16 protein-coding genes are annotated in these 22,257 nt (G+C 61.6%); 4 read left to right on the forward strand and 12 right to left on the reverse strand.

Going from position 1 to position 22,257, the window contains the following annotated elements:
• Positions 1-5: 5 nt before the first annotated feature.
• Positions 6-1,541: an FGGY family carbohydrate kinase gene (locus PQQ96_RS06320; protein WP_408290082.1), complete on the reverse strand. Its 1,536-nt coding sequence runs from the start codon at positions 1,539-1,541 to the stop codon at positions 6-8.
• Positions 1,538-3,001: an MFS transporter gene (locus PQQ96_RS06325; RefSeq protein WP_408290084.1), complete on the reverse strand. Its 1,464-nt coding sequence runs from the start codon at positions 2,999-3,001 to the stop codon at positions 1,538-1,540. Before PQQ96_RS06325 ends, PQQ96_RS06320 begins: the two co-directional genes overlap by 4 nt.
• 534 nt (positions 3,002-3,535) lie before the next feature.
• On the opposite strand from PQQ96_RS06325, the gene PQQ96_RS06330 reads away from it, so the two are divergent.
• Entirely contained in the window at positions 3,536-4,162 is a 627-nt protein-coding gene (locus PQQ96_RS06330) for an RNA polymerase factor sigma-70 (protein WP_408290086.1), read from the forward strand.
• A 36-nt stretch (positions 4,163-4,198) separates the two neighbouring features.
• On the opposite strand, the gene PQQ96_RS06335 is transcribed toward PQQ96_RS06330, so the two are convergent.
• On the reverse strand, positions 4,199-5,905 hold the full coding sequence (locus tag PQQ96_RS06335) for an MFS transporter (RefSeq protein ID WP_408290088.1): 1,707 nt from the start codon (positions 5,903-5,905) through the stop codon (positions 4,199-4,201).
• 127 nt (positions 5,906-6,032) lie between these two features.
• On the opposite strand from PQQ96_RS06335, the gene PQQ96_RS06340 reads away from it, so the two are divergent.
• Positions 6,033-6,950 (forward strand): LysR family transcriptional regulator, encoded by a 918-nt coding sequence (locus tag PQQ96_RS06340; protein WP_408290090.1) that lies wholly within the window; start codon positions 6,033-6,035, stop codon positions 6,948-6,950.
• Between the two features lie 56 nt (positions 6,951-7,006).
• Here the strand turns inward: PQQ96_RS06340 and PQQ96_RS06345 are convergent, their stop codons facing one another.
• Entirely contained in the window at positions 7,007-9,196 is a 2,190-nt protein-coding gene (locus PQQ96_RS06345; protein WP_408290092.1) for a TonB-dependent siderophore receptor, read from the reverse strand.
• Between the two features lie 406 nt (positions 9,197-9,602).
• Between PQQ96_RS06345 and PQQ96_RS06350 the strand changes: the two genes are divergently transcribed.
• On the forward strand, positions 9,603-11,831 hold the full coding sequence (locus PQQ96_RS06350; protein ID WP_408290094.1) for an NADP-dependent isocitrate dehydrogenase: 2,229 nt from the start codon (positions 9,603-9,605) through the stop codon (positions 11,829-11,831).
• A gap of 146 nt (positions 11,832-11,977) precedes the next feature.
• Here the strand turns inward: PQQ96_RS06350 and PQQ96_RS06355 are convergent, their stop codons facing one another.
• From PQQ96_RS06355 to PQQ96_RS06375, 5 genes are all read right to left on the reverse strand, one after another.
• Positions 11,978-12,205, reverse strand: coding sequence for a hypothetical protein (locus tag PQQ96_RS06355; RefSeq protein ID WP_408290096.1), 228 nt, complete (start codon positions 12,203-12,205; stop codon positions 11,978-11,980).
• A 409-nt stretch (positions 12,206-12,614) separates the two neighbouring features.
• Positions 12,615-13,421: an alpha/beta fold hydrolase gene (locus PQQ96_RS06360; protein WP_408290098.1), complete on the reverse strand. Its 807-nt coding sequence runs from the start codon at positions 13,419-13,421 to the stop codon at positions 12,615-12,617.
• Positions 13,422-13,684: 263 nt separating this feature from the next.
• Positions 13,685-15,079 carry an MFS transporter gene (locus tag PQQ96_RS06365; protein WP_408290100.1) on the reverse strand — a complete coding sequence of 465 codons (1,395 nt, stop codon included), beginning with the start codon at positions 15,077-15,079 and terminating at the stop codon, positions 13,685-13,687.
• A gap of 156 nt (positions 15,080-15,235) precedes the next feature.
• Positions 15,236-17,485: an acetate--CoA ligase family protein gene (locus PQQ96_RS06370; protein ID WP_408290101.1), complete on the reverse strand. Its 2,250-nt coding sequence runs from the start codon at positions 17,483-17,485 to the stop codon at positions 15,236-15,238.
• 8 nt (positions 17,486-17,493) lie between these two features.
• Entirely contained in the window at positions 17,494-18,702 is a 1,209-nt protein-coding gene (locus tag PQQ96_RS06375; RefSeq protein ID WP_408290103.1) for an acyl-CoA dehydrogenase family protein, read from the reverse strand.
• Positions 18,703-18,845: 143 nt separating this feature from the next.
• Between PQQ96_RS06375 and PQQ96_RS06380 the strand changes: the two genes are divergently transcribed.
• Positions 18,846-19,694, forward strand: a complete 849-nt coding sequence (locus PQQ96_RS06380) for an IclR family transcriptional regulator (protein WP_408290105.1) — start codon at positions 18,846-18,848, stop codon at positions 19,692-19,694.
• Between the two features lie 27 nt (positions 19,695-19,721).
• Here PQQ96_RS06380 and PQQ96_RS06385 read toward each other — a convergent pair whose 3' ends face one another.
• The 3 genes from PQQ96_RS06385 to PQQ96_RS06395 form a co-directional block, all read right to left on the reverse strand.
• A complete protein-coding gene (locus tag PQQ96_RS06385) occupies positions 19,722-20,159 on the reverse strand; it encodes a hypothetical protein (protein WP_408290107.1) in 438 nt (145 codons plus the stop codon).
• Positions 20,159-20,716 carry a nucleotidyltransferase domain-containing protein gene (locus tag PQQ96_RS06390; protein ID WP_408290108.1) on the reverse strand — a complete coding sequence of 186 codons (558 nt, stop codon included), beginning with the start codon at positions 20,714-20,716 and terminating at the stop codon, positions 20,159-20,161. Before PQQ96_RS06390 ends, PQQ96_RS06385 begins: the two co-directional genes overlap by 1 nt.
• A 228-nt stretch (positions 20,717-20,944) precedes the next feature.
• Entirely contained in the window at positions 20,945-22,252 is a 1,308-nt protein-coding gene (locus PQQ96_RS06395) for a DUF3443 domain-containing protein (protein ID WP_408290110.1), read from the reverse strand.
• Positions 22,253-22,257: the final 5 nt, after the last annotated feature.

Raw genomic sequence — 22,257 nt, forward strand, 5'->3', positions numbered from 1 at the left:
GTGTATCAGTCCCCACAACCATTATCGAATGCACTTGCGTGAGCGAGCTCCGCGTCGACCCTTGCATGCCACGCGGCGCGCCGCTTCGTGCGCGCGGCGGACCCCGCCGACGGTTCGAAGACCGCGTCGGTGACCGTGGTGGTGCGCGCGTCTTGCAACGAATCCCACAGCAAGCCCGACGAACCCGCGAGAAACGCGGCGCCACGCAGACTCGCGCGATCGCTTTCATGCATGCGCCGCACCGGCATGCCACTTAGATCGGCCTGAATCTGCAACAGGGTGTCGCTGCCCGACAGGCCCCCGCCGACCACCAGTTCGGAGGCTTCGACGTCCGCGATCGCCTGATTCGCGTCGATGCACAACGCGACCGAGTGGGCGATGCCTTCAAGAATCGCGTAGGCGATCTCGGCTTGCGTCGTGGCGATGGAAATGCCGCAGAGCGAAGCGCGTGCGTTCGGTTGCAATTGCGGCACGCGCAAACCGGTCAAGGCGGGCAGGAACGTCACGCCGCGCGCCGAGTTCACCGTCGCGGCGAGGGCGCTGATCTGCGCGGGATTGTCGAACCAGTGCAATTTCTCGCAGATCCAGTTCAGCGCCGAGCCGGTGGTCGCGACGAAGGTTTCGAGCGAGTAGTGTGAGACGTTGTGTTGGCGGCGCGCGGTCATGGTCAGCGTGCCGTCGTGCGAGGTCTCCGTGGTGGGCGGGACCCGCGTGCCCACCAGCAGATCGACGAAGCTGCCCGTGCCGTGCACGCACATCGACTGGCCGCGATCGAGGCAGCCTAGTCCCACCGCGCCTGCCAGTTGATCGCCCGCACAGGCGAGAATCGGTACATCGATGCCGAGCACCTCAGGGCGAGTGCGGCCGAACTTATCGGCATCCTGACGAAGCTCGGGCAAGAGTGCCTGCGGGAAACCGAGCGCATCGATCCAGTCGAGGCAATACTGGTGGTCGGCCAGCAGATAGGCGCTCGCCGAGGTCGCGTTGGTCGGCGTCGTCATGCAAACGCGCTCGTTGGACAGATGCCAGAGCAGCCACGTGTCGATGGTGCCGAACGCGAGCCGACGCTCGCGCCGCGCGAGGATGACGGAGGGCGTCGTTTGCAGGTGATGCGCTGCCCACAGGTAAGGCGAGCGAACCCCGGCCGGGCGTCCCACGCGTTCTATCAGTGTGCTGTCCCACGTTGCGGCTAGCCGGTCCAGTTCGCTTGCGTGGCGCGTGTCCTGCCAGACCATCGCGGGTACCAGCGCGCGGCCGGTGTGCGTATCCCACAGCACGGCGGTGGCGCGTTGTGTCGCGATGGCTAGCGCGACGACGTTGAGCTTCTCGCTGGCCGCGCGCGCCAGCGTTGCGCGGCACACGGCGATGGTTTTCTCAAGGATGCTGTTCGCGTCCTGCTCGACGACGCCCGGCCGCGGGCTGTCGACACTGAGCGGCAGGTACTCCAGACAGGAGACCTGTCCGTCAGCGCCGACGACTGCCGCGCGCGTGCCGGACGTCCCCTCGTCGATCGCGAGAATAACGTTTTGATTACGGGTCATCGTTGGGATTTCTCGATTGCCGGGGTCATGAATACGGATGCCTCCTCTGCATCGCTTTTGAATTGCGGAGCGTCGGGTTCGTTATCGGGGGTGATGGTGGTACGCGTCGGGTCCCACTTGATGACGAAGCAGATCACGCTCGCCACCAACGGAACGATCGCCAGGATCAGGAAGGTCTTGTCGAGGCCGTAGTGTTCACGGAACAGTGGGAACACCAGCAAGCCCAGCGCCGCGCCGATCGAACCCAGCGCGCCGATAACGCCATTGGCGCCGGCGCGAATCTCACTGCGAAACGACAGCGAAGACAGGCTCTTGCCGTTCGCGCCAGGCCCCGACGAGTGGAACAGAATGAATAGCGACGGCACAATGACCGCGAGCCACAGCGGCATTTGCGAGCCGAACAGGCCGAGCACCACCAGCATCACGAAGACTGCGGCGAAGCCGAATGCGGATGCGCGCCGCAAGCCGAATCGTTTGCCGATCACGGGCGACATGAAGCCGCCGAAGATGCCGAACACGTTGAACAACAGCGCGCCGAGCGTCGCATAGACGAAGTCCTTGCCGAACAACGCCGCGCTGATCAATGGCAGATACCAGCCGATCGCGAAGTACTGAATGGATTGGCCGACCTGAACGGTGGCGGCGAGCAGGGTGCGCGGCAGATAGATGCCGCGAAAGATCAGGGCGACGTTCGCGAGTCCGCGCGTGGCCTGATTCAGCACCGGCACGCGTTCTTCGACCGGCGCGGCGGCGAAGGTGCGCCCGTAGATGCGGCTCATCGCCGTGGCGGCTTCCACGAGACGTTCCTTGCGCGCCAGCCAGATCGGGCTTTCGACCAGAAGCACCAATTGCAGCACGAGGATCACGATGCCGAACAGGGCTGTCGCCGCCACCGAATAACGCCAGATCGAATCGCCTACGTGCCACGATTGAAAGAGCAGGGCGAGCAGAAGATTGGAGCAGACGGCGGTGTACCACATGCCCTGCCACGCGTTAAGGCGGCTCTTCAGCTTGACCGGCGTGAACTCGGCAAGCATCGCCATCGCAATCGCGAAGTCGATGCCGTAGGCCATGCCGACGAAGAAACGGCCCACCAGAATGACTTCGAAGCCCGGCGCGAATACCACCAGCACCGCACCGATCACGGCGAGAAACTTGGCCAGCACCAAAGGACGGATGCGCCCCCAGCGATCGGCCATCCAGCCACCAATCGGGTTAAAGGCAATGGCAACCCACGACGCAAACGACGTCATGAGCGCAATTTGAGGTGCGCCGAGATGGAGATCTCGCGTCATGGGCCCGAGGCCCGCGCTCAAAGCAGAATTGGAGAATGCGTCTAGAAACAGGCCACCGAGTGCAAGCCACCAGATAACGCCGGCTCGACCGGGAATGCCAGAACATGAGTCGATGAATGAAATGACATCGTCGATACCACGAATCTTAATCGCGATCGTTTGCACAATCGGTCTCCTTTAGTTTTTCTGTAAGAGGCCGGTGCTGTTCGCGGTGCAAATCGCGAGTGCGTTTTGCGGTTACGTTCCGCTCACGCGCAAGAGACCATCTTACAGATAGTCTCTTATCTAGATCTGCAGGCAAACTTTATGATGCGTCGTGGAAAGTGTCAAGCGTTGTGACGAAGAGAATTGAGCGGGAGGGATTGAGGCGAGGCAGGGATTTCCACTATTGTGCTGCTGCTCTCGGCTTTCAGTGGCAAGGGAAGCGATATGGATTCCTAACATAATTGCAGTTCGTCCGAACTGGATGATGACCGAGACCACATCGCATCAAGCACCGACTTTTAAGTTTCTATCGATGGCAGCCAACCCGCGCGAGCCTTGGGTCATCTGGCAAAGCTATCGGAAGCGCAGGGCCATTCCAAATCGTGATTGAGAATTATTCGCATTTACGATAGATTGATGTTTTGTCCTTGAGAAAAGCGGAGCGAATCTATGGCTGAGGTGCTCGTCCGGCGGGAGCCTTCAACAGCGATACCCATGTCTGTTTTCGGCGCCGATGTCACCTGTCCGCCGGTTCCGAGGCGGGGGCGCCGCCACGCCCGTCCCGTCGATTGGGAGAAGGGCGCGCTGCTCGACGTGCTGATTGCCAACCGGCCGATGCTCGTTGATCTGGCGCGCGGCGTCGTGGGTTGCGCGAGTCTCGCGGAAGATGTGGTGCATGACATCTTTATCAAACTGGTTGACTTTCCGGGTCAGGATGCCGTGCGACAACCCGTGGCCTATGTGACCCGCATGGTGCGTAATGCGTCGATCGACGTGTCCCGCCGCCAGAGCCTCGAAGACGAGTATCACGTCGACGAAGGCGACGGCCTCCACATGCCTTCGCCGGACCCTTCACCCGAAGCGGCGCTGCTCGCGCGCGATACGCTGCGGCACGTCTACCACGCGCTTGAGCAACTGCCGCCACGCAGCCGTGCGGCGTTCGAGATGGTGCGCTTGCGCGAGGAAACGCTGCAAAACACGGCACGCGCGCTCGACGTTTCGCAAACACTCGTGCATTTCATGGTGCGCGATGCCGAGAAGCATTGCGCGGCTTGCCTCGACGCCGGCAATCGCGGCGCGACCGGTCCCGCGTTTTGTAGCGGTCGCGCTCGCCGACGGTGAAGAAGCGTGCAGCTAACGTCAATTGATCGTTGGCGTTTAGCAGGAGTCGCATCGAACGGACTGCTGCGTTGGGATCGTTTCTATTTTTCTCAGGGTTCTCGACGCGCTTCCCGAAATCACAAAGCTCAGCGCGGCGAGTACCCAAACACCGGCACCCCCATAGAGCATCACCCATCCAAACCCTTCTATTAGCGCGGTGTGAACCGCGGTTCCGGATGGGTCGAGTGTGGCGAGCGCGGGGATGCCCTGTCTGACCGCTTCGACATCTCCCGCTGCAATCTTCTCCGCCAGTCGCGCGAGTGACGCGGTGTCGAGCGTCGCCGGAAGTCTCGCCTTCAGATTGAACAGGATCCCGCCGACCAGGATCGCCCCCATCAACGCGATGTTGATCGCAAGCGTAATCATCCGCGCACTCATATCGATTCCGGATGCCATGCCCGCTCGCTCCGCGGGAACCGCACCGGTTGTCGTGTTGGTGACCGGCGTGTTGGTGAGGCCGAGTCCGGCGCCGGCAAGCAGGCAACCGGGCAGCATGGTCAGCGCGCCCGGATGCGCGACGCTGCTGCCATGTCGCATCAACATGAAGCCGAGTCCGATCGTAAACAGGCCGGCAGGTATCGCGATTCCCGAGCCGTAACGCAACGCAAGCCGTTCGCCGAGCGGGGGAAAGATGAGCGTCGGCAATGTGTAGGCGAGTAGCGCCAATCCGGCGTTCACGCTGTCATAGCCGAGGCCGATCTGGAAATAGATCGGCAAATAGATCATGAACGGCCAGAAGCTGAAGTTCATCCCAGCCGAGCCCATTAGCGCACCCGAAAATTTCCGGATCCTGAATACGGAGAAGTCGAACATCGGACGCGCACTGAGTCGCTCAGCACACAGAAAAGCCACGAAAGCCACAGCCGTTGCCACGAGAATCAGGATTGCGCGAAGACTCGTGAAGCCAAGGTCCGAGCCCTGCGTGATGTAGTACGTGAGGCCGAATACCGCCAGCGAAAGCGTGACGATGCCGGCAACATCAAGCGTGTGCGCATGCGGATCGCGCGACTCCTGGACACCGCCGAACACGAGCGCCAACGTGACAGCGGCAAGCAGCGCGTGGATCCAGAAGACCCATTGCCAGCCCGATACGGCAACGATCATTCCGCCGATGATCGGTCCAAAGCCAAGCCCAATGCCGAGAATAATGCCCCACGCGCTGAAGGCCCGCATGCGCTCAGGTCCCTCGTTAAATTGGTGTGAGAGCACGGCGACCTGGCATATCAGCATCGCGCCGCCACTCGCGCCTTGCAACAGGCGCGCGACGATCAGCGTCGGCACGCTCTGCGCGAAACCGCAGATTAACGAGGTGATGCCGAACAGCGCGATCCCAATGACGAAAATACGTCGGCGGCCGAATCGGTCCGCAAGCGCGCCGGTCGCCATGAGCACCGTCGTCACGCCAAGCGTGTACGCGTTCATGATCCACTGCATGCCCTTGAAGTCGCCGTGAAGCAGTCGCTCGAGCGTAGGCAGGATCACCGGCACGCTGGAAATTTCAAGGCCGAACATCAGCGAAGCGAGGCACACCGCGCCTAACGCCAGGGTGTTCCTGCGGATGGAGAAGCGAGTCGTCGCTTGCGCAGCGGCGCTCGAATTGACGTGCGCCGCCCGCACGTCCCGCACGGTCGATGGATGTTCTGTCGCGGCAACAGCCTCGGGCCGTTCGTCGTGCCTCGGCTGTGCGCTTCTATACCTAGACATGGGAATTCACCTCAATAGTCGATGGGCTTGGCCACCATGAACTGTGTACTATAGAGAGAATCAATATCCCCATTGACGCTGTAAAATCCCGGAAATGCGTCCTGTGAGGAACCAATAAGGCGAAGATATGAGCGACATTCTCGACGGCGTGACGACGTTTGTGCGCGTGGTTGAAACCGGCAGTTTTGCGTTGGCTGCGGAGCGAATGAACCTGACGCGTTCGGCCGTCGGCAAGGTCATCGTGCGGCTCGAAAAGCGCCTGGGCGTGCGTCTGCTCAATCGCACAACGCGCAGTCAGAGTCTTACCGAGGACGGGCAAGCGTATTACGACCGTTGCGTGCGCGCGCTCGCGGAACTCGAGGCCGCTGAAGCGGACCTGGATTCAGGGCGTCGCGAACCTAAAGGACGTCTGCGGGTGAGCGTGCCGCAAGCCTTCGGCCATCACTGCGTGGCGCCGGTGCTGCTTGGGCTTGCGCGCAAGCATCCGCAATTGAAGATCGACATTTCGATTACGGATCGCTTTGTGGATGTCGTGGAAGAGGGCTTCGATCTCGTGGTGCGGATCGGTCCACTGGTCGACAGCGTGAGTCTCGCGGCGCGGCGGCTCGGTGTGCAGTATGCAAGCATCGGCGCGGCGCCGGCGTATCTGGCTCGGCACGGCACGCCGCGCCGCGTGGATGAATTCCACGGGCATACGATCATTGCTTACTCACGCAACGGGCTTATCGAGCCCTGGAATGTGCTCGATGTCGACGGTCAAATGCGGCGCGCGGAGGTCGAGCCGCAGCTTGGTTTTGACGACATGCAGGGGATTGTGGATGCCGCGATTGCAGGCTTCGGGCTGGCGTGGCTGCCCAGTTGGCTGCTGGCGCGCTATGTGGCAACCGGTCAGTTGGTGAGCGTGATGGAGAATTGCTTTCGCCCTTCTCAGGAGATCCACGTTGTGTGGCCGAAGAGCCGGTATCTTGCGTTGAAGACGCGCTATGCGATTGATGCGCTTGTCGCAGAGATTCCCACTATGGTCGGGATGCAGTCGGCGAGCTGACTGGGCGGAGAAGCGCCCGCTGTTGCCGCGGGCGCTTCTTCCTTCAAACGGATTGCTTAGAATTGCAGAGTAGCGCTAGCTACGGCCGTGCGTGTCGGCGAGGGGGCGACATAGTAGCCCCATGCCGTCGTCCAGTATCGGCGGTTGAAGAGATTGTTGATCCCCGCCCGGAACGTCACGTCCTTACCGGCAATTTTCGTCTCATACCTGCCGCTCAAATCGTAAGTGACATAGGCCGGCACGAACTGCGAATTAGCCGCATCGACCGCCTGGTTGCCCACATATTTGCCGCCGAACGCCAGCGTCAGCGGACGCAGGTACGACGGGTTGTATTCGACACGGCCGGTGACGGTAAACCGCGGCGCCCCATACACGCGCTTGCCCTCGACGGTCGGGTCGTCCACATCGACCGCCTTCGTGTCGAGCCACATCACGCCACCCATCACGCGCCATTCGTTCGTCAGCGCCAGCCAGCCGCTTGCATCGACGCCGGTGTAGCGCTTCGTACCGTCCTGCACGAAGATGTTGGCGGAGTTCGTATAGTTGTAGCCCTGATCGACGCGGAACAGCGCAAGATTGGCGCCCCACTTGCTGTGGTCCGTCTTGAAGCCGATTTCGTATTGCTTGCTCTTCAGCGGCCCGAACGTGTCCGGGTAGTTGAGGTTGGTGTTCGATGCCGCGCCACCCTGCTCCAACGACTCGACATAGCTCGCGTACACCGTCGAGTACGGATCGGTCTTGAACACCAGCGCAAAGGTCGGCGTGACCGGATTGGCGCTGTATTGCGACGTGACGGTGGCCGTCGGGTCGTACACGTGCTGCTGGTATTGCGTGTAACGCAAGCCGACCAGCGCGGACAGACGTGAGGTGAACTGCACCGTATCGCTCGCGTACACGGCGGCCTGCGTGATGCGCTGCTGACGATACAGCTGCGAGCCGATGCTGACTTCGTCGTTGGTCAGCAGCGTACTGTTGTACAGATTGCCGGTGCCGAGGAAGTAGCCGTTGTTCCAGCCGTAGCTGTCGCTGTACTCGCTGGTTTGCGTCTCAAAACCCGCGCCGATTACGACGTCGTGCTTGATGCTGCCGGTGTTGAATTTGCCCTGCACCATCGCGTCGACGTTCTGGTAGAAGTAACGCGTCATTGCCGCATAGAGCGTGTTCGAGTAGTTGCCGGCGTTGTCAGTGACAAACAGCAAGCTGTCCGAATTGGTGCGATTCTCCTTCGCAAAGCGGTATTTCAGGTTCGCGTGCCAGTTCTCGGAGAGGCGGTAATCAAGCCCCGCACCAAACGAGGCCATCTCGGTCTGGTAGTAATTCTGCGGTTGCGTCAGCGCATGGGTGACGGTGCTTGCATCGGGAATGCCGAGACCGCTGCCGAACATCAGGCCGAATAGCGTGCCGTTGGTTTTGCGCTTCTGATAGAACGTGTCGGCGCTAAAGGTCAGGTCCGGCGTGATGCGGAAGTCGAACGCAAGCGAGGCCACCTGGCGGCGGATATGACCGTGGTCTTCAGCGGTGTTGCCGTCTTCGTTGACGAGGTTCAGGCGGTAGCCGAACCGGTTGTCGTTACCGAAGCGGCCACCCAGATCGACCGCCTCGCTGAACACGCCGGCCGACTTGTAGCCGATCGAGATGCTGCGATACGGATCGTCGGTCGGGCGCTTCAGCACATAGTTGACGATCCCGCCCGGCGAGCCGAAGCCGTACATGAAGCCGGACAAGCCCTTGAGCAATTCGACCTGCTCGAAGGGTTCGAGCGAGAGATCGGTGTCCCAGGAGGGGAAGGTCTGGCCGTCGACCTTAATGCTGTTCAGCGTGTCGATCGGCATGCCGCGCACCGTGAACATGGAGTTTTCGCTGATCGAACTCTCGCTGCTGGCCGATACGGCCGGGTCGTACTTGAACAGATCGTTGGCGGTTGCCGCCATCAGGTCCTGCGCCTCGTCGCTCGTCACCACGTGCGTCGAAAACGGTGTGTCCACCGCCTTGCGCGAACCCAACGCCCCTGCGCTGACGGTATCGGCCTGCGCCACCGAAGTGTCTTTCGTTGCCGACACGCTCACGGCGGGCAGCGTGGCGGTGGTATCGCCTGCGGTGGCCTGCGCCCATCCCGAGGATGACAGCGTAGACAACGATAAACCGACGCTGACGAGGAGCCCCGCGCTGAGCAACGACGGCGTACGGCGTTGGCCGCGCATCAACGCTGGGCGCACCAGGCGTCCCGCGACAAATGAATTCTGCATGTTGTTTGAATGAGGTAGCGCGACGCCCCCGCGCACCAAAAACGTGCGGCATGGCATCGTTCGAGCGTGGTTGTTAAACGGATAGTGCAAACTTGTATAGCGCATGAATGTTAATGCATCTGATTCGTATTCACAATCTATTTTGGATCGTAGGTCATCTATAAGACATCTGTCTTAAGGTATAGGGTATCGGGCTCTAAGCCTTATCTGGCGGGGCTTGACCCTGTTCGGGGCGTGGCGGGGATATGTTTGTTTCGCAGCGAGTAGAGGAAAACACGCATATACTCACGTCCGGGCCGTAAAAAGTAGTGCCGCGGGTCGCGCTGCGTTTTTGCTGCTTCGTCGCAACCGCGGGCTCAGCGCCACGAACGCTCTGTCTACCACTTCACTTAGCAAAGCATCAAACATGTCCACATCGCCTAAGATCATCTACACCCTGACCGACGAAGCGCCTGCTCTGGCGACTTACTCGCTGCTGCCGATCGTCAAGGCGTTCACGCGCTCGTCCGACGTGATCGTTGAAACGCGCGATATCTCGCTTGCTGGCCGGATCATTGCTGCATTTCCGGATTACCTGACCGCGGAACAGAAGGGTTCCGACGATCTGGCGGAACTGGGTGGGCTTACCACGCGTCCGGAAGCGAACATCGTCAAGCTGCCGAACATCAGCGCTTCGGTGCCGCAACTGAAGGCTGCGATCGGCGAACTGCGCGATCAGGGCTTCAAGCTGCCGTCCTATCCGGATGAAGCGAAGACCGACGAAGAGAAAGACGTCAAGGCACGCTACGACAAGATCAAGGGCAGCGCGGTGAACCCGGTGCTGCGCGAAGGCAATTCGGATCGCCGCGCGCCGTTGTCGGTCAAGAACTACGCACGCAAGCACCCGCACAAGATGGGCGCGTGGAGCGCGGACTCGAAGTCGCACGTGGCGCACATGAGCGGCGGCGATTTCTACGGCAGCGAAAAATCCGCGCTGATCGCCGCAGCGGGCAGCGTGAAGATCGAACTGACGGCCGCGGACGGCTCGACGAAGGTCCTGAAAGAAAAGACGGCCGTGCAAGCGGGCGAGATCATCGACGCGTCGGTGCTCTCCAAAAACGCGCTGCGCAGCTTCATCGAGGCAGAAATCGCGGATGCGAAGAGCAAGGGCGTGCTGTTCTCGGTGCACCTGAAAGCCACCATGATGAAGGTGTCGGATCCGATCATCTTCGGTCACGTGGTGTCGGTGTTCTACAAAGACGTGCTGACCAGGCACGCTGACGTGCTGGCGCAAGCCGGCTTCAACCCGAACAACGGTATCGGCGATCTGTATGCGCGCCTGAAGGACCTGCCGGTTGAAACGCGTGAAGCGATCGAAGCCGACATCAAGGCGCAATACGCACAACGCCCGCAACTGGCCATGGTCAACTCGGACAAGGGCATCACCAGCCTGCACGTGCCGAGCGACGTGATCGTCGACGCTTCCATGCCGGCCATGATTCGCGAGTCGGGCAAGATGTGGGGCGCGGACGGCGCACTGCACGACGCCAAGGCCGTAATTCCGGACCGTTGCTACGCCGATGTCTACCAGGCTGTGATCGAAGATTGCAAGAAGAACGGCGCATTCGATCCGGTCACGATGGGCACGGTGCCGAACGTCGGCCTGATGGCACAAGCTGCGGAAGAATACGGTTCACACGACAAGACGTTCCAGATCCCGGCAAACGGCGTGGTTCGCGTGACCGACGCAGCCGGTACGGTGCTGATCGAGCAGGCGGTTGAAGCCGGCGACATCTGGCGCATGTGCCAGACCAAGGACGCGCCGGTTCAGGATTGGGTCAAGCTCGCGGTCAACCGCGCACGCGCTACCAACACGCCGGCTATTTTCTGGCTGGACGCGGCACGCGCGCACGACGCGCAGATCATCAGGAAGGTCGAGCAGTACCTGAAGGACCACGACACCACCGGTCTGGATATCCGCGTCATGACGCCGGTCGAAGCGACGAAGTTCTCGATCGAGCGCATCCGCGCCGGCAAGGACACGATCTCGGTCACCGGCAACGTGCTGCGCGACTACCTGACCGACCTGTTCCCGATCATGGAACTGGGCACCAGCGCGAAGATGCTGTCGATCGTCCCGCTGATGGCAGGTGGCGGCATGTTCGAAACCGGCGCGGGCGGTTCGGCACCGAAACACGTTCAGCAACTGGTTGAAGAAGGGTTCCTGCGTTGGGATTCGCTTGGCGAATTCCTGGCGTTGGCGGCTTCGCTCGAACACCTGAGCGGCGCGTATCACAACCCGAAGGCGCAGGTTCTGGCGAAGACGCTGGATCAGGCAACGGGCAAGTTCCTCGACAACGACAAGTCGCCGGCGCGCAAGGTTGGCGGTATCGACAACCGCGGCAGCCACTTCTACCTGGCGATGTACTGGGCCGAGGCACTCGCCGCGCAAACCGACGACGCTGCATTGCAGGCGCAGTTCGCCGGCGTGGCGAAAGCGATGGCCGACAACGAAGCGAAGATCATCGAAGAGCTGGGTGCAGTGCAAGGCAAGCCGGTGGATATCGGCGGTTACTACCGTCCGAATGTCGAACTGACGAGCAAGGCCATGCGCCCGAGCGCCACGCTGAACAAGATCGTGGACGCAATCGCTTAATGGTTTGAATGAGGTGCTGAATGAAGTACTGAGGCTGTTGCTCAAGCTACCGAAGCAGGCACTGAAGTAAGCAGTAAGCAAGACGATGGCGCTCCTCAGGAGCGCCATCGTCGTTTTTACGCATACGTGAGCGGCCATACTGACCCTCACACGTGAACGATTTCCCACTCGCTGAGTTTTTCTGGAATTTCGAGCATCGACGTGTCGATCTCGGACAACTGCGGGCAGGTCAAGCCGCGCGCGAGGTCGTCAGCCGCCTGTTGCGGGCTGGAAAATGCGCCGAGCGTTTCGTTGCCGTAGGTTGCTTCCCAACCATCCTGACCCGGCATGATGTAGAACGCTCCTTCCGTTGAGCCAAAGCGAAAGCCTTCCATTTTTAGTCTCCCAGTTGCCAATTAAAAACTGCGATGCCGTGGTGGCTTCAGGTAGGGGCGGGGGACTCACTACGACTGCGTTTTCGTCCCGTCTTTCACTGCACCCTTTTCGCTGCACCCTATGAACCGTCGGCTCTTGTAAAAGAGTCTACGTCAGCGAGTCATGGTGCAAGGGGTTGTTAGACGGTTCACTCGAGCAAAAAATATCGTTTAAAAATAAGTGGTTATAGCTTTCATTTTACGATGTGCAACGCGGGGCGGCATTGCGAAATGGCGGATTTGTGCCACGCAACACGATTTTTTACGAAGCAGGGGCTCATTCCACATCGTGAAATTTTGGCGTTCTGGCCAGATAGTGGGGTGTCATGGATTCGTGGTGCAGCGAAAACGTCACGCGTGAGCGCTTCGTTCAGGGAAGAACCCGTTTCAGAAAGTCGAGCAACACACGGTTGAATTCCTTCGGCCTTTGCAGCGGGGCGAAGTGGCTCACGCCAGGCAGAAGAATCAACACCGCGCCGGGAATGCTGCGGGCGAGATAGTCGGCGTGTTCCGGCTTGATGAACTCGTCGTGCTCGCTTTGGACGATTGCAACCGGTACACGGATCCCGGCCAGATCGTGCGCGGAATAGTTGGGCTGGGTCCGCATCATTTCGCTGACCGCGCCGACAAACGCGTCGAAGTCATCGGGCGTCGCCGAGAGTTGCGCGTAGTCTTTGGCGTGCCTCGCGAAGCAGCGATCGATCACCGGCGTCGGCACGAATGCCTTGGTACCGCTCGGGTCCATATTGCAGCCGAAGAAAAACACCCCCGCAACGCGCTCCGGGAACTGGCGGCCCAGCACCAGGGCGACGCAGGCGCCGTCGCTCCATCCCACCATCGCGGCCCGGTCAAGTTGCAGCGTGTCCATCACGGCCAGAACGCCCGACGCCATCAACTCATACATATAGGGGCGCGCATCGCGGGTGCTGCGGCCATGGCCACGGCTGTCGATCACCACCACGCGATGCCCTGAGCCGACCAGCGCGGGGATTTGAAAGCCCCAATTGCCGCTGTGCCCCAGACCACCATGCAGCAGAATCACGGGCGCGCCAGTCCCATATGACGCGTACCAGATTTGCGCCCCTTCGTGCTCGACGTAGCCTTCGTCGTTCGAGACCGGCAACGCGACCGCGCCATGGGCTTCGAAATGGGTGAGGTCGTCGTCGTGGAATTCCATGAGGGGTGCCTTCCTGGTGAGTTCGGTAACTCAAGGATCCACCAGGTTGCCGGTGCCGCCACCAGAAAATCAACAAAGCTACGAAATTTCGCCCTCGGACGGCGGGTGGGCAGCATCAACGCATGTAAAGGACGGGCAAGTGGCGTCTCGTCCTGCAGCACGCGAACGAGCTTGCTTCTCACGGTGAGATCCGCACCCGCCAGAATCTGCGCCGATAAGGCGATACCGAGGCCGGACGCGCGTTTCGGCCTCGGTGCCGCCTCTCAATGATTCGTCTGCCCGAGCCCATGCTGCGCCGGCACATTCGAATTGCCACCGGCCGCGGCATTCGACACGCTTTTCCCCGGTGCCGGAAACACCACCAGCATCAACACGACGCCGGCCAGCAACACCACGGCCAAACCAATCAGCCCATATTGCGCGCTGCCGGTCTGCGTCTTGACCCAGCCGACGAACGCCGGACTCACGAAGCCCCCGGTGCCGCCAAGACTCGTGATCATCGCGATGCCGCCCGCCGCCGACGAGCGCGGCAGGAAGGTCTGCGGAATCGTCCAGAACACGACAAACGAGCCGTACGACGCAGCCGCCGCCAGCGCCAGCAACCCAACGCCGAGTGCAACGTTATGGCCGGCGGCCGGCAGCAGCGCGAACGCCAGCGCGGTCACGCAAGCGCTTGCGGCGACGTGCCAGCGCCGCTCCATGGTCCGGTCGGAACTGGCGCCCACCACATAGGTGCCTAGCGCAGCCGCAATGAAGACGAGCGCGGACAGGAGCCCAATGTCCAGCACGTTGGCGACACCCATGTCGCGAATAATGGTCGGCGCCCAGAAACCGATCGCGTTGAATGGCATCATCACCGCGAAATAGACCAGCGCCGCGAAATACACGCGTGGGTTGGCGAGCGCACCACGCAGTCCGTCGAGATGACCGGTTTGCTTGGTCTTCTCATCGGCGGCGAGTTCACGCGACACCAGCGCTTTCTCGCGCTCGTCGAGCCAGCTCACGTCTTCCGGTTTGTCGCCGAGCGTGAGGAACGCGATGATCCCGAGCGTCACGGCCGGCACGCCTTCCAGAAGGAACAGCCATTGCCAGCCCGGCAAACCGCCGACGCCCGCGAGTCGCGTCATGATGAACCCGGACATCGGTCCGCCGATGATCCCCGCCACTGCGGTCGCCATCATCAGAAATGCCGTGACGCGAGCGCGCCGCGCGCCGGGAAACCAGCAGCTCAGATAGTAGATGATGCCGGGGAAGAAACCCGCTTCGGTCACGCCGAGCAGGAAGCGCATCGCGTAGAACTGCGTCGGCGTGCGCACGAACATCATCAGACTCGACACCAGCCCCCACGCGAACATGATGCGCAACAGCGTGCGGCGTGCGCCGACGCGCTGCATCCACAGATTGCTCGGGACTTCGAACAGTACGTAGCCGATGAAGAAAAGGCCTGCGCCCAAGCCGTAAGTCGACTCCGAGAAGCCGAGGTCGTGCATGAACTGCAGCTTGGCGAAGGCAATGTTGACGCGGTCGATATAGCTGATCACGTAGCAGAGAAACAGCAACGGAATCAGCCGGAAAAAGATCTTGCGGTAAGTGCGTTCGACTTCGGTGGGCGTGAGGTCGCCTGGGGTCGAGGTGTCTGAATGCGAATAGCCGTGCATGATGGTCTCGCGAAGAATGCCAACTGCGGTGGATGTCGCTGCGCATGTTGCGATGCGTTTTGCCGCGCGTGGTGCGGTTTTAGCGCGATGTTTAGCGCTGCATGTGGCGCGGAAAATCAGCGACATCCGGTCTTAAAGCGGCCTGGCACCGCTTCACTATCCATCCACGACGGCCGGAGCGCAATGCTCGCTTTCGTGCATGTCGTCGGCGGTACCGGCACCATTCGCGGCGTTGGCCGCGCGCGGCATGCAGCGCGCCAACGCGTCGCCGGCCCGCACGCCCTTGCCCGCAGGCAGCACGAAAAGCGGATTGATATCCAGTTCCTTCAGATTCGCCTGCTGGTCGAGCGCCATCGTGGAGAGCGCGACGATCGTTTCGACGAGCGCCTCGATATCGCCAGGCGGTTTGCCGCGCGCACCGTCGAGCATCGCGAAGGCGCGCAGTTCGCGGATCATCGCGTGGGCGTCGGCGTGCGAGACCGGTGCGAGCCGGAACGCCACATCCTTCAGCACTTCGGCATAGATCCCGCCGAGACCGCACATCACCGCCGGTCCGAACGATGCATCGTTCTCGATGCCGACGATCAGTTCGATCGCGTCGCGGATCTCTTCCTGTACCAGCACACCTTCGATTCGCGCATGGGGTACATGGCGGCGCGCGTTCGCGACGATTTCGTCGAAGGCGCCGGCGAGCGTCGCTTCATCGCGGATGCCGACCCGCACGGCTCCGGCTTCCGTTTTATGCGGAATGTCGGGCGATTGCACCTTGATCACGAGCGGAAAGCCGATCTTTCGCGCGATGGCGCATGCTTCGCCGCTGGTGTGCGCGAGCTCGCTCCTGGGCGTTTCGATGCCGTAGTCGCGCAGCAGCGCCTGCGAGGCGTGTTCGGTCAGGTCGCCCTGACTGACAGTCAGCAACGCGCGAGCTTGCTCGACATCGTATGGCACATGTGCAAGCGGTTCGGCACAGCGCGCCGCTGCACGCGTCCGTCGCGCCTGCGCATAGTCCGATAACACCGCGAATGCGCGTCCGCAACGCACGGGCGTCGCATACAGCGGCACGCCATGCGTTTCGATCAGCGCGTAGGCATCGGCGGCCATGTCGCGGCGCGCGTTCCAGGCGAGCATCATCGGCTTGGTCGTGGCTGCGTAGACGCGCACGATCGCCTCGGCCATTGCGCGCGCCACGTCGCCGCTCGCCGCGGCTGCCATGATCGCGATGGCGTCGATGTTCGGATCGTCGGCGATGATCTGCAAGGCATCCGCAAAAATCTTCGGCTCGGCGAGAATGCCCGCGGTGAGATCGATCGGATTGTTCAACGAGGCGAACGCGGGCACGATCGGTTTGAGCTGCTCGAGCGTCGCTGCCGACAGCGCGGGCACAGACATGCCACGTTCAGCACAGGCATCGGTAATCAGAATGCCGGCGCCACCCGAGAGCGTGACGACCGCGATCCGGTTGCCGCGCGGCAGGCGTTGGGCTTCGAACGCCTTGGCGTAGTCGCCGAGGTCCGCGACATCGGTGACCTCGATCACGCCGGTCTGGCGGAAAGCGGTGCGATAGAGCGCCGATGCACCGCCCAGATTCGCCGTGTGCGATGCGGCTGCTTTGGCGCCGTCGGCGGTGTTGCCGACTTTCCACGCGAGCAGCGGTTTGCCCGCGTCGAGCGCGCGGTTGGCGACGTCGACGAGACGCCGCGCATCCTTCAGACCTTCGATATAGGCAGCGATCAGCGACGTTTGCGGGTCCGCGATACAGGCGTCGACGAGATCGAGCAGGCTGACGTCGGCCTCATTGCCGGTAGTGATGAAATGCCGCAAGCCGATGCCGAGTTCGTCGGCCATCAGCAGCAGCGCGCAGCCGAAGCCGCCGCTTTGCGAAATCAGCGACAGGCCGCCGCGCCGGTAGTCGACGCCGAACGGCGCGCCGAATCCTGCATAGACGTTGGCGCCCGTGCTGACGAAGCCCTGGCAGTTCGGACCGATCACGCGGATGCCGAACGCCTTCGCGATGTCCGCGCATTCGCGCTGCAACGCGGCGCCGGCTTCGCCCGCCTCGGCGAATCCGGAGCTGTAGATGATCGCGAAGCCGATACCTTTTTCGCCGCATTGGCGCAGCATGTCGGGCACGCGACGCGCCGCAACGAGGATCAACGCGAGATCGGGCGTAGTGGGCAATGCGGCGATGCTGGCGTGGCACGCTACGCCGTCGATCTCCGCGTACTTCGGATTCACCGGATACAGCGTGCCCTGATACCCGTGCTGTATGAGAAAGCGCATGGGCTGGCCGCTGATCGACTTCGGATCGTTTGAGGCACCGATGATCGCGATCGAGCGCGGATTGACGAGCCGTTCGACGTCGAGTGTGGTGGCGCAGTCCGTGGCGGTGTTTGTGGAGGTGTTCATGACCGTGCTCATGCTGCACGCGCAGCGTCGGTCTGAACGCTGTCCTTCTGTCCCGCCTGATCCCGCTCAGCCGCGCGCCGCAGTGTGATCTTCGCGATGTTCAACTGATGAATCTGCGTGGTGCCTTCGTAAATGCGGAACGCGCGCACATCCCGATAGAACCGCTCGACCGCATTGCCCGCGAGGTAACCGCGTCCGCCGAGCATCTGGACCGCCCGATCCGCGACGCGTCCACACATTTCCGAGGCGAACATCTTGCACATCGACGCTTCCAGCGCGACGTCCTCACACGCATCGCGTTTGCGCGCGGTTTCGAGAATCATTGAGCGCGCGGCGTAGATTTCGGTCTGGCATTCGGCGATCAGGGCCTGCACGAGCTGGAACTCAGCCACAGGCTTGCCGAACTGCTCGCGTTTCGAGGTGTACGCCACGGCTTCTTCGAGCATCCGCATGGCAGGGCCGGTGCACAGCGCGGCCAGGTGAATGCGCTGCTTGTTCAGCACTTTCATCGCGGTACGGAAGCCTTGACCTTCGACGCCACCGATCAGATTGGCCGCGGGCACGCGGCACGCATTGAACACCACGTCGCCAACCGGTGAACCAGCCTGGCCCATCTTGTCGTAGGGCGCGCTGGTGGACAGACCCGGCATGCCGCGTTCGACGAGAAATGCGGAAATGCCACCGGCGCCGGGCGTGGCAGGATCGGTGCGGGCCATCACGGTGAACAGGTCCGCGATCGGCGCATTGGTGATGAAGCACTTGCTGCCGTCAAGGATGTAGTGATCGCCGACTCGCCGCGCGGTGGTGCGCAACGCGGTGGCGTCCGAGCCGGCGTCCGCTTCGGTCAGCGCGAAAGCGCCGGTCAGTTCACCTGAGGCGAGACGCGGCAGATAGTGCTGTTTCTGCGCGTCGGTGCCGTCGGCGACGAGCGCTTCCGAGCCGATGCCGGTATTGGTGCCGACCCGCGCGCGGAATGCCACCGAGGCTTGCGAGAGCTCGAATGCGCCGCGCACGAGTTGCTCCGTCGACAGTCCGGCGCCACCGAAATCGCGCGGAATGCTCCAGCCGAAATAGCCGAGTTCGCGCATGCGTTCGACGAGATCCGTCGGCACGGCATCCGCCTTCTCGATCTCGTTTTCGCGCGGAATCGCTTCTTCGCGAACGAACCGCGCGACGTCGGCGAGCATCGAGTCGAAATGCGAGGGGTTCATGGTCATGCTTGTCTCCGTCGTGTGAGTCGATTTATGACTTCACTATCGAAGATTTACAGGCAGTCGGCATGATTTGTTCGACTCTGCAGAACAGAGTTTGGATATGCTGAACATGAGGCGCAAAATTGGCTACCTGAAGGGAGACGATCATGGCAGCCAACAACAAGATTTCCGCGGCGGCGCTGGCAGGCGACTATCTGGATTCGAAGGCGCGCTATGTGCCCGACGAATTCGACGGCGACCGGCAGTTCGCCACCACGTTGGCGCGCGGCCTCGACATCCTGCATTGCTTCACGCCGCGCGAATCACAACTCGGCAACGCGGAGCTGGCGGCGCGCACAGGCATGACCAAGGCCACCATCTCGCGTTTCACCTACACGCTCACGCGCCTCGGCTACTTGCGCGTCAATCGTATGAACAACAAGTTTCAGCTCGGTTCGGCCGTGCTGTCGTTGAGCTATCCGTTGCTCGCGAGCTTGAGCGTTCGGCAGATCGCGCGGCCTTCGATGAAGGAACTGGCGGATCAGATTCGCGGTTCGGTCTCGCTCGGCATGCGGGACCGGCTTAACGTCGTGTACCTGGAAAGCAGCCGCAGTACGACGCCTTTGGGGTTACCGGCAGATATCGGCCTGAGCTATCCGATTGTGCGAACCGCAATGGGCCGCGCGCTGCTCGCGGCGCTGCCGGCCGAGCGGCGCGAGGCGCTTTGCAATGAGATTGCGGTGAAGGCGCCGAGCGAATGGAATACGTTTCGCGAGCGCGTGATGAGCGGTATCGACTATTTCTACGAACGTGGGTTCTGCGTTTCGTACGGCGACTTGCGACAGGAAGTGCACGCCGTCGCCGTGCCGATGAAACCTTCGGCCGACGGCGAGATTCTGGTGTTCAACTGCGGCGTGCCTTCTTATCTGCTGAAGGAGAATCAGCTGGAAGGGGATATCGGACCGCGGCTGGTTTCGATGGTGCGCAGTATTGAAGGGGCGATGGGGATTTATTAGGGGAGGGCGCTTCTGCAAGACAGGGGCTCACGGCGTGTCAGTCAGCGTATGCGCAACGAGTAGGTACTTAGCCAGGATGGCCAGCATGGTGGCGGCCTCAGCCTTCGACACCGGGGGAAACGGTGAAACGTAAGAGGTACCGTTGCGACGTTCGTGGGCCTTCGTGATAAAGGCAAATTCTTGGGAGCTCACGCCCAGCGAAGTGGATACACGCTGGATGGCCAGGTTACGGCCGGCATCTTTGGTGCGGACCTCGTAGAACTCCAGGACGGCCTGGACCACTTGGAAATAGCCTTCGTAGGCCAAGGTAAAGACCTGCAGATGTCGGCTGGGGGCTAGCCCATCGGCGGTGGCCTTATAGTCAGCTGCGTTACGCAGGAAGCCCGCGATAGCTCCGGGCGTTGGGGCGACCGCCTCGAAGGCTTTTGTCTTAATGAGGTTTTCGTATTCAGATGGGCGCGGCATCACAGTATCTTCAGGGTGGGGCCTTGGGCAATCTGGCCCATAATAGGGTCTGATTTTATCAGGGCAGCCCATTCAGCAGGCTCGTACAGAGAGAAGTTGACGGGGCGCAGCAGACCTTGCTCGGCCATCTGCATGGCCTCAGATAGCTCGAGGAGAGGGGCACTCCCGACGACAATCAAGTCGATGTCACTTCGGCCGCTGTCCGTGCCCTTGGCCACGGAGCCAAATACGAAGGCCGAGGTGATTTGTTCGGCGAAAGGCGCGAGGGCATCTTTCAGCGGCTCCACAACAGCAAATGACTTGCGCGCGATACTAAGCAACTCTGGATAGAGGACGAATTCGGTATTCGCCCGGATGCTCCGTTGCCGGCCTCGTCGGGCGTCTTCCTGAAGTACGCCGACCTCGACTAGTCGGTCCACCTGCTTTTGAGCGCTTCCGCGCCCACTGTCTGCCAGACGCAGCAGTTGCTGTAGCGTAAAACTGCGGTCAGGCTGCAGCAGCGTGGCACCGAGGACGCGTTGCAAGCCTGGTGTGAAGAGAAAGTCGGCAACACTCATGGCCAATCCTTGGTACGGGGACGATCGTCCTCATTATAGGGATTCTCATGAGAATCCTCAACATGGGGATATCTATCCCTGTTTTGAGGATTATGCAAGACAGTCACCGGGCATCAACTCCTCTTTCAAAGTGTTTGAAAGTCTTGCTGGCACGCGCGGTCTGCTCGCCCCGCGCAAATGGATATCGGTCCCCACCGCCGATATCCATCGCGCAGGACGCAGCGTCACTTAGCTCGAAACGTACGCGACATACGGTCCTGTGCCACCACCCGTGGACGCCTTGCCGGCAATGCCGTAGTACACGTGCCGGCCATAGAAGAACGGCATGCCGAAGTCGAACTGACGGTTCATATAGATACCGAGGTTATTGAACGCGCTATTCCCCGAAGCGTTCAGCGTCGCGCCGTTCGCAATATTGAAGCCGAGCGACACGCTCGTCGGGATGGCGTTCACCAGCGACGATGACCGCCCCACCGTCGTCGTCGGTATGTAGTATCCGGAGCTGCTGTCAATCGGGATCGACAGGTCCGGGAAGAACATCACCGTCGAGCCCGAATCGAAGAACGTTTTTGTCTGCGTGGTCCCGTTGTAGGTCGACGTGAAGTCGCCGTTCCCGTTCGTCATCATCAGCGTGGCGGTCGTGCCCGACAATACGTTGTTAGGCTGCGTGTCGATGCCGAAGACCAGCGTACCCTGAGCGCTCGCGCTGCCGCTATCGGACACCTGGGCCATCTCCAGAATCACGCCGTTGCTGTCCTGCCCGAACAGTGAGACGGGGTTGGTGATCTGGCCGTTGATGGGCACCGCGGTGCCTACACCGGCGTTGGTGTAGTAGAACGTCGACACGGGTCCATTCGCGCACGCCGAGCCGCAGTCGGTCGGGGCTACGCCGATACCGAGAATACCGTTTGCGCCGAGATCGGCCGTGGTGACCAGCGGACGGCCAACCTGACACTCGGTCGGCGCAGGCGCGGTCAGTGTGGAATCGCCGATCACCTGAATCGGTACGTTCTGGGCGGTCTCGCCCGAAAGTGCAACGTCCGCGTAATGGACGGTACCCCACGCATAACCACTACCGAACAACGCGCATTCGGCGAGCGGGAGGCCGCTCGCGGTTTCGTTTGTGAGTGCGCCGAAGGTGGTGGTCGGAATTGCTGAGCGAACCAGACGCAACCCGAACGACTCGGTATCGACGATCACGTTCGGGATCGTCGCGCAGTTCGTGGTGGCGTTAGACCCAGGGGTGCAGATCCTGACGCTGACCATGGGTTGGTTGTGGATGCCCGTTCCGGTAACCGTCACCGCGATCGTATTGCCGGGGCCGACAGCGGTAGGCACCGCCGACGCGTCGGCCGCGAGTACGTTGGGCGTCGGACTACTGGCTCCGCTCGCGGGTGCGGCCGCGGGCGAACTTGCGCCGGCCGGTGCGTTTAGCGTTGTGGGGCTGTTGGTTCCCGTCCCGCCACCCCCGCCCCCACCGCAGCCAGCCAGACTCAGCCCGAGCGCCGCGGCAATGATCCATGCGATTTTGCGCACTTTTA

Origin of the sequence: Paraburkholderia sediminicola (assembly GCF_046027825.1) — a bacterium.
GTDB lineage: Bacteria > Pseudomonadota > Gammaproteobacteria > Burkholderiales > Burkholderiaceae > Paraburkholderia > Paraburkholderia sediminicola_D.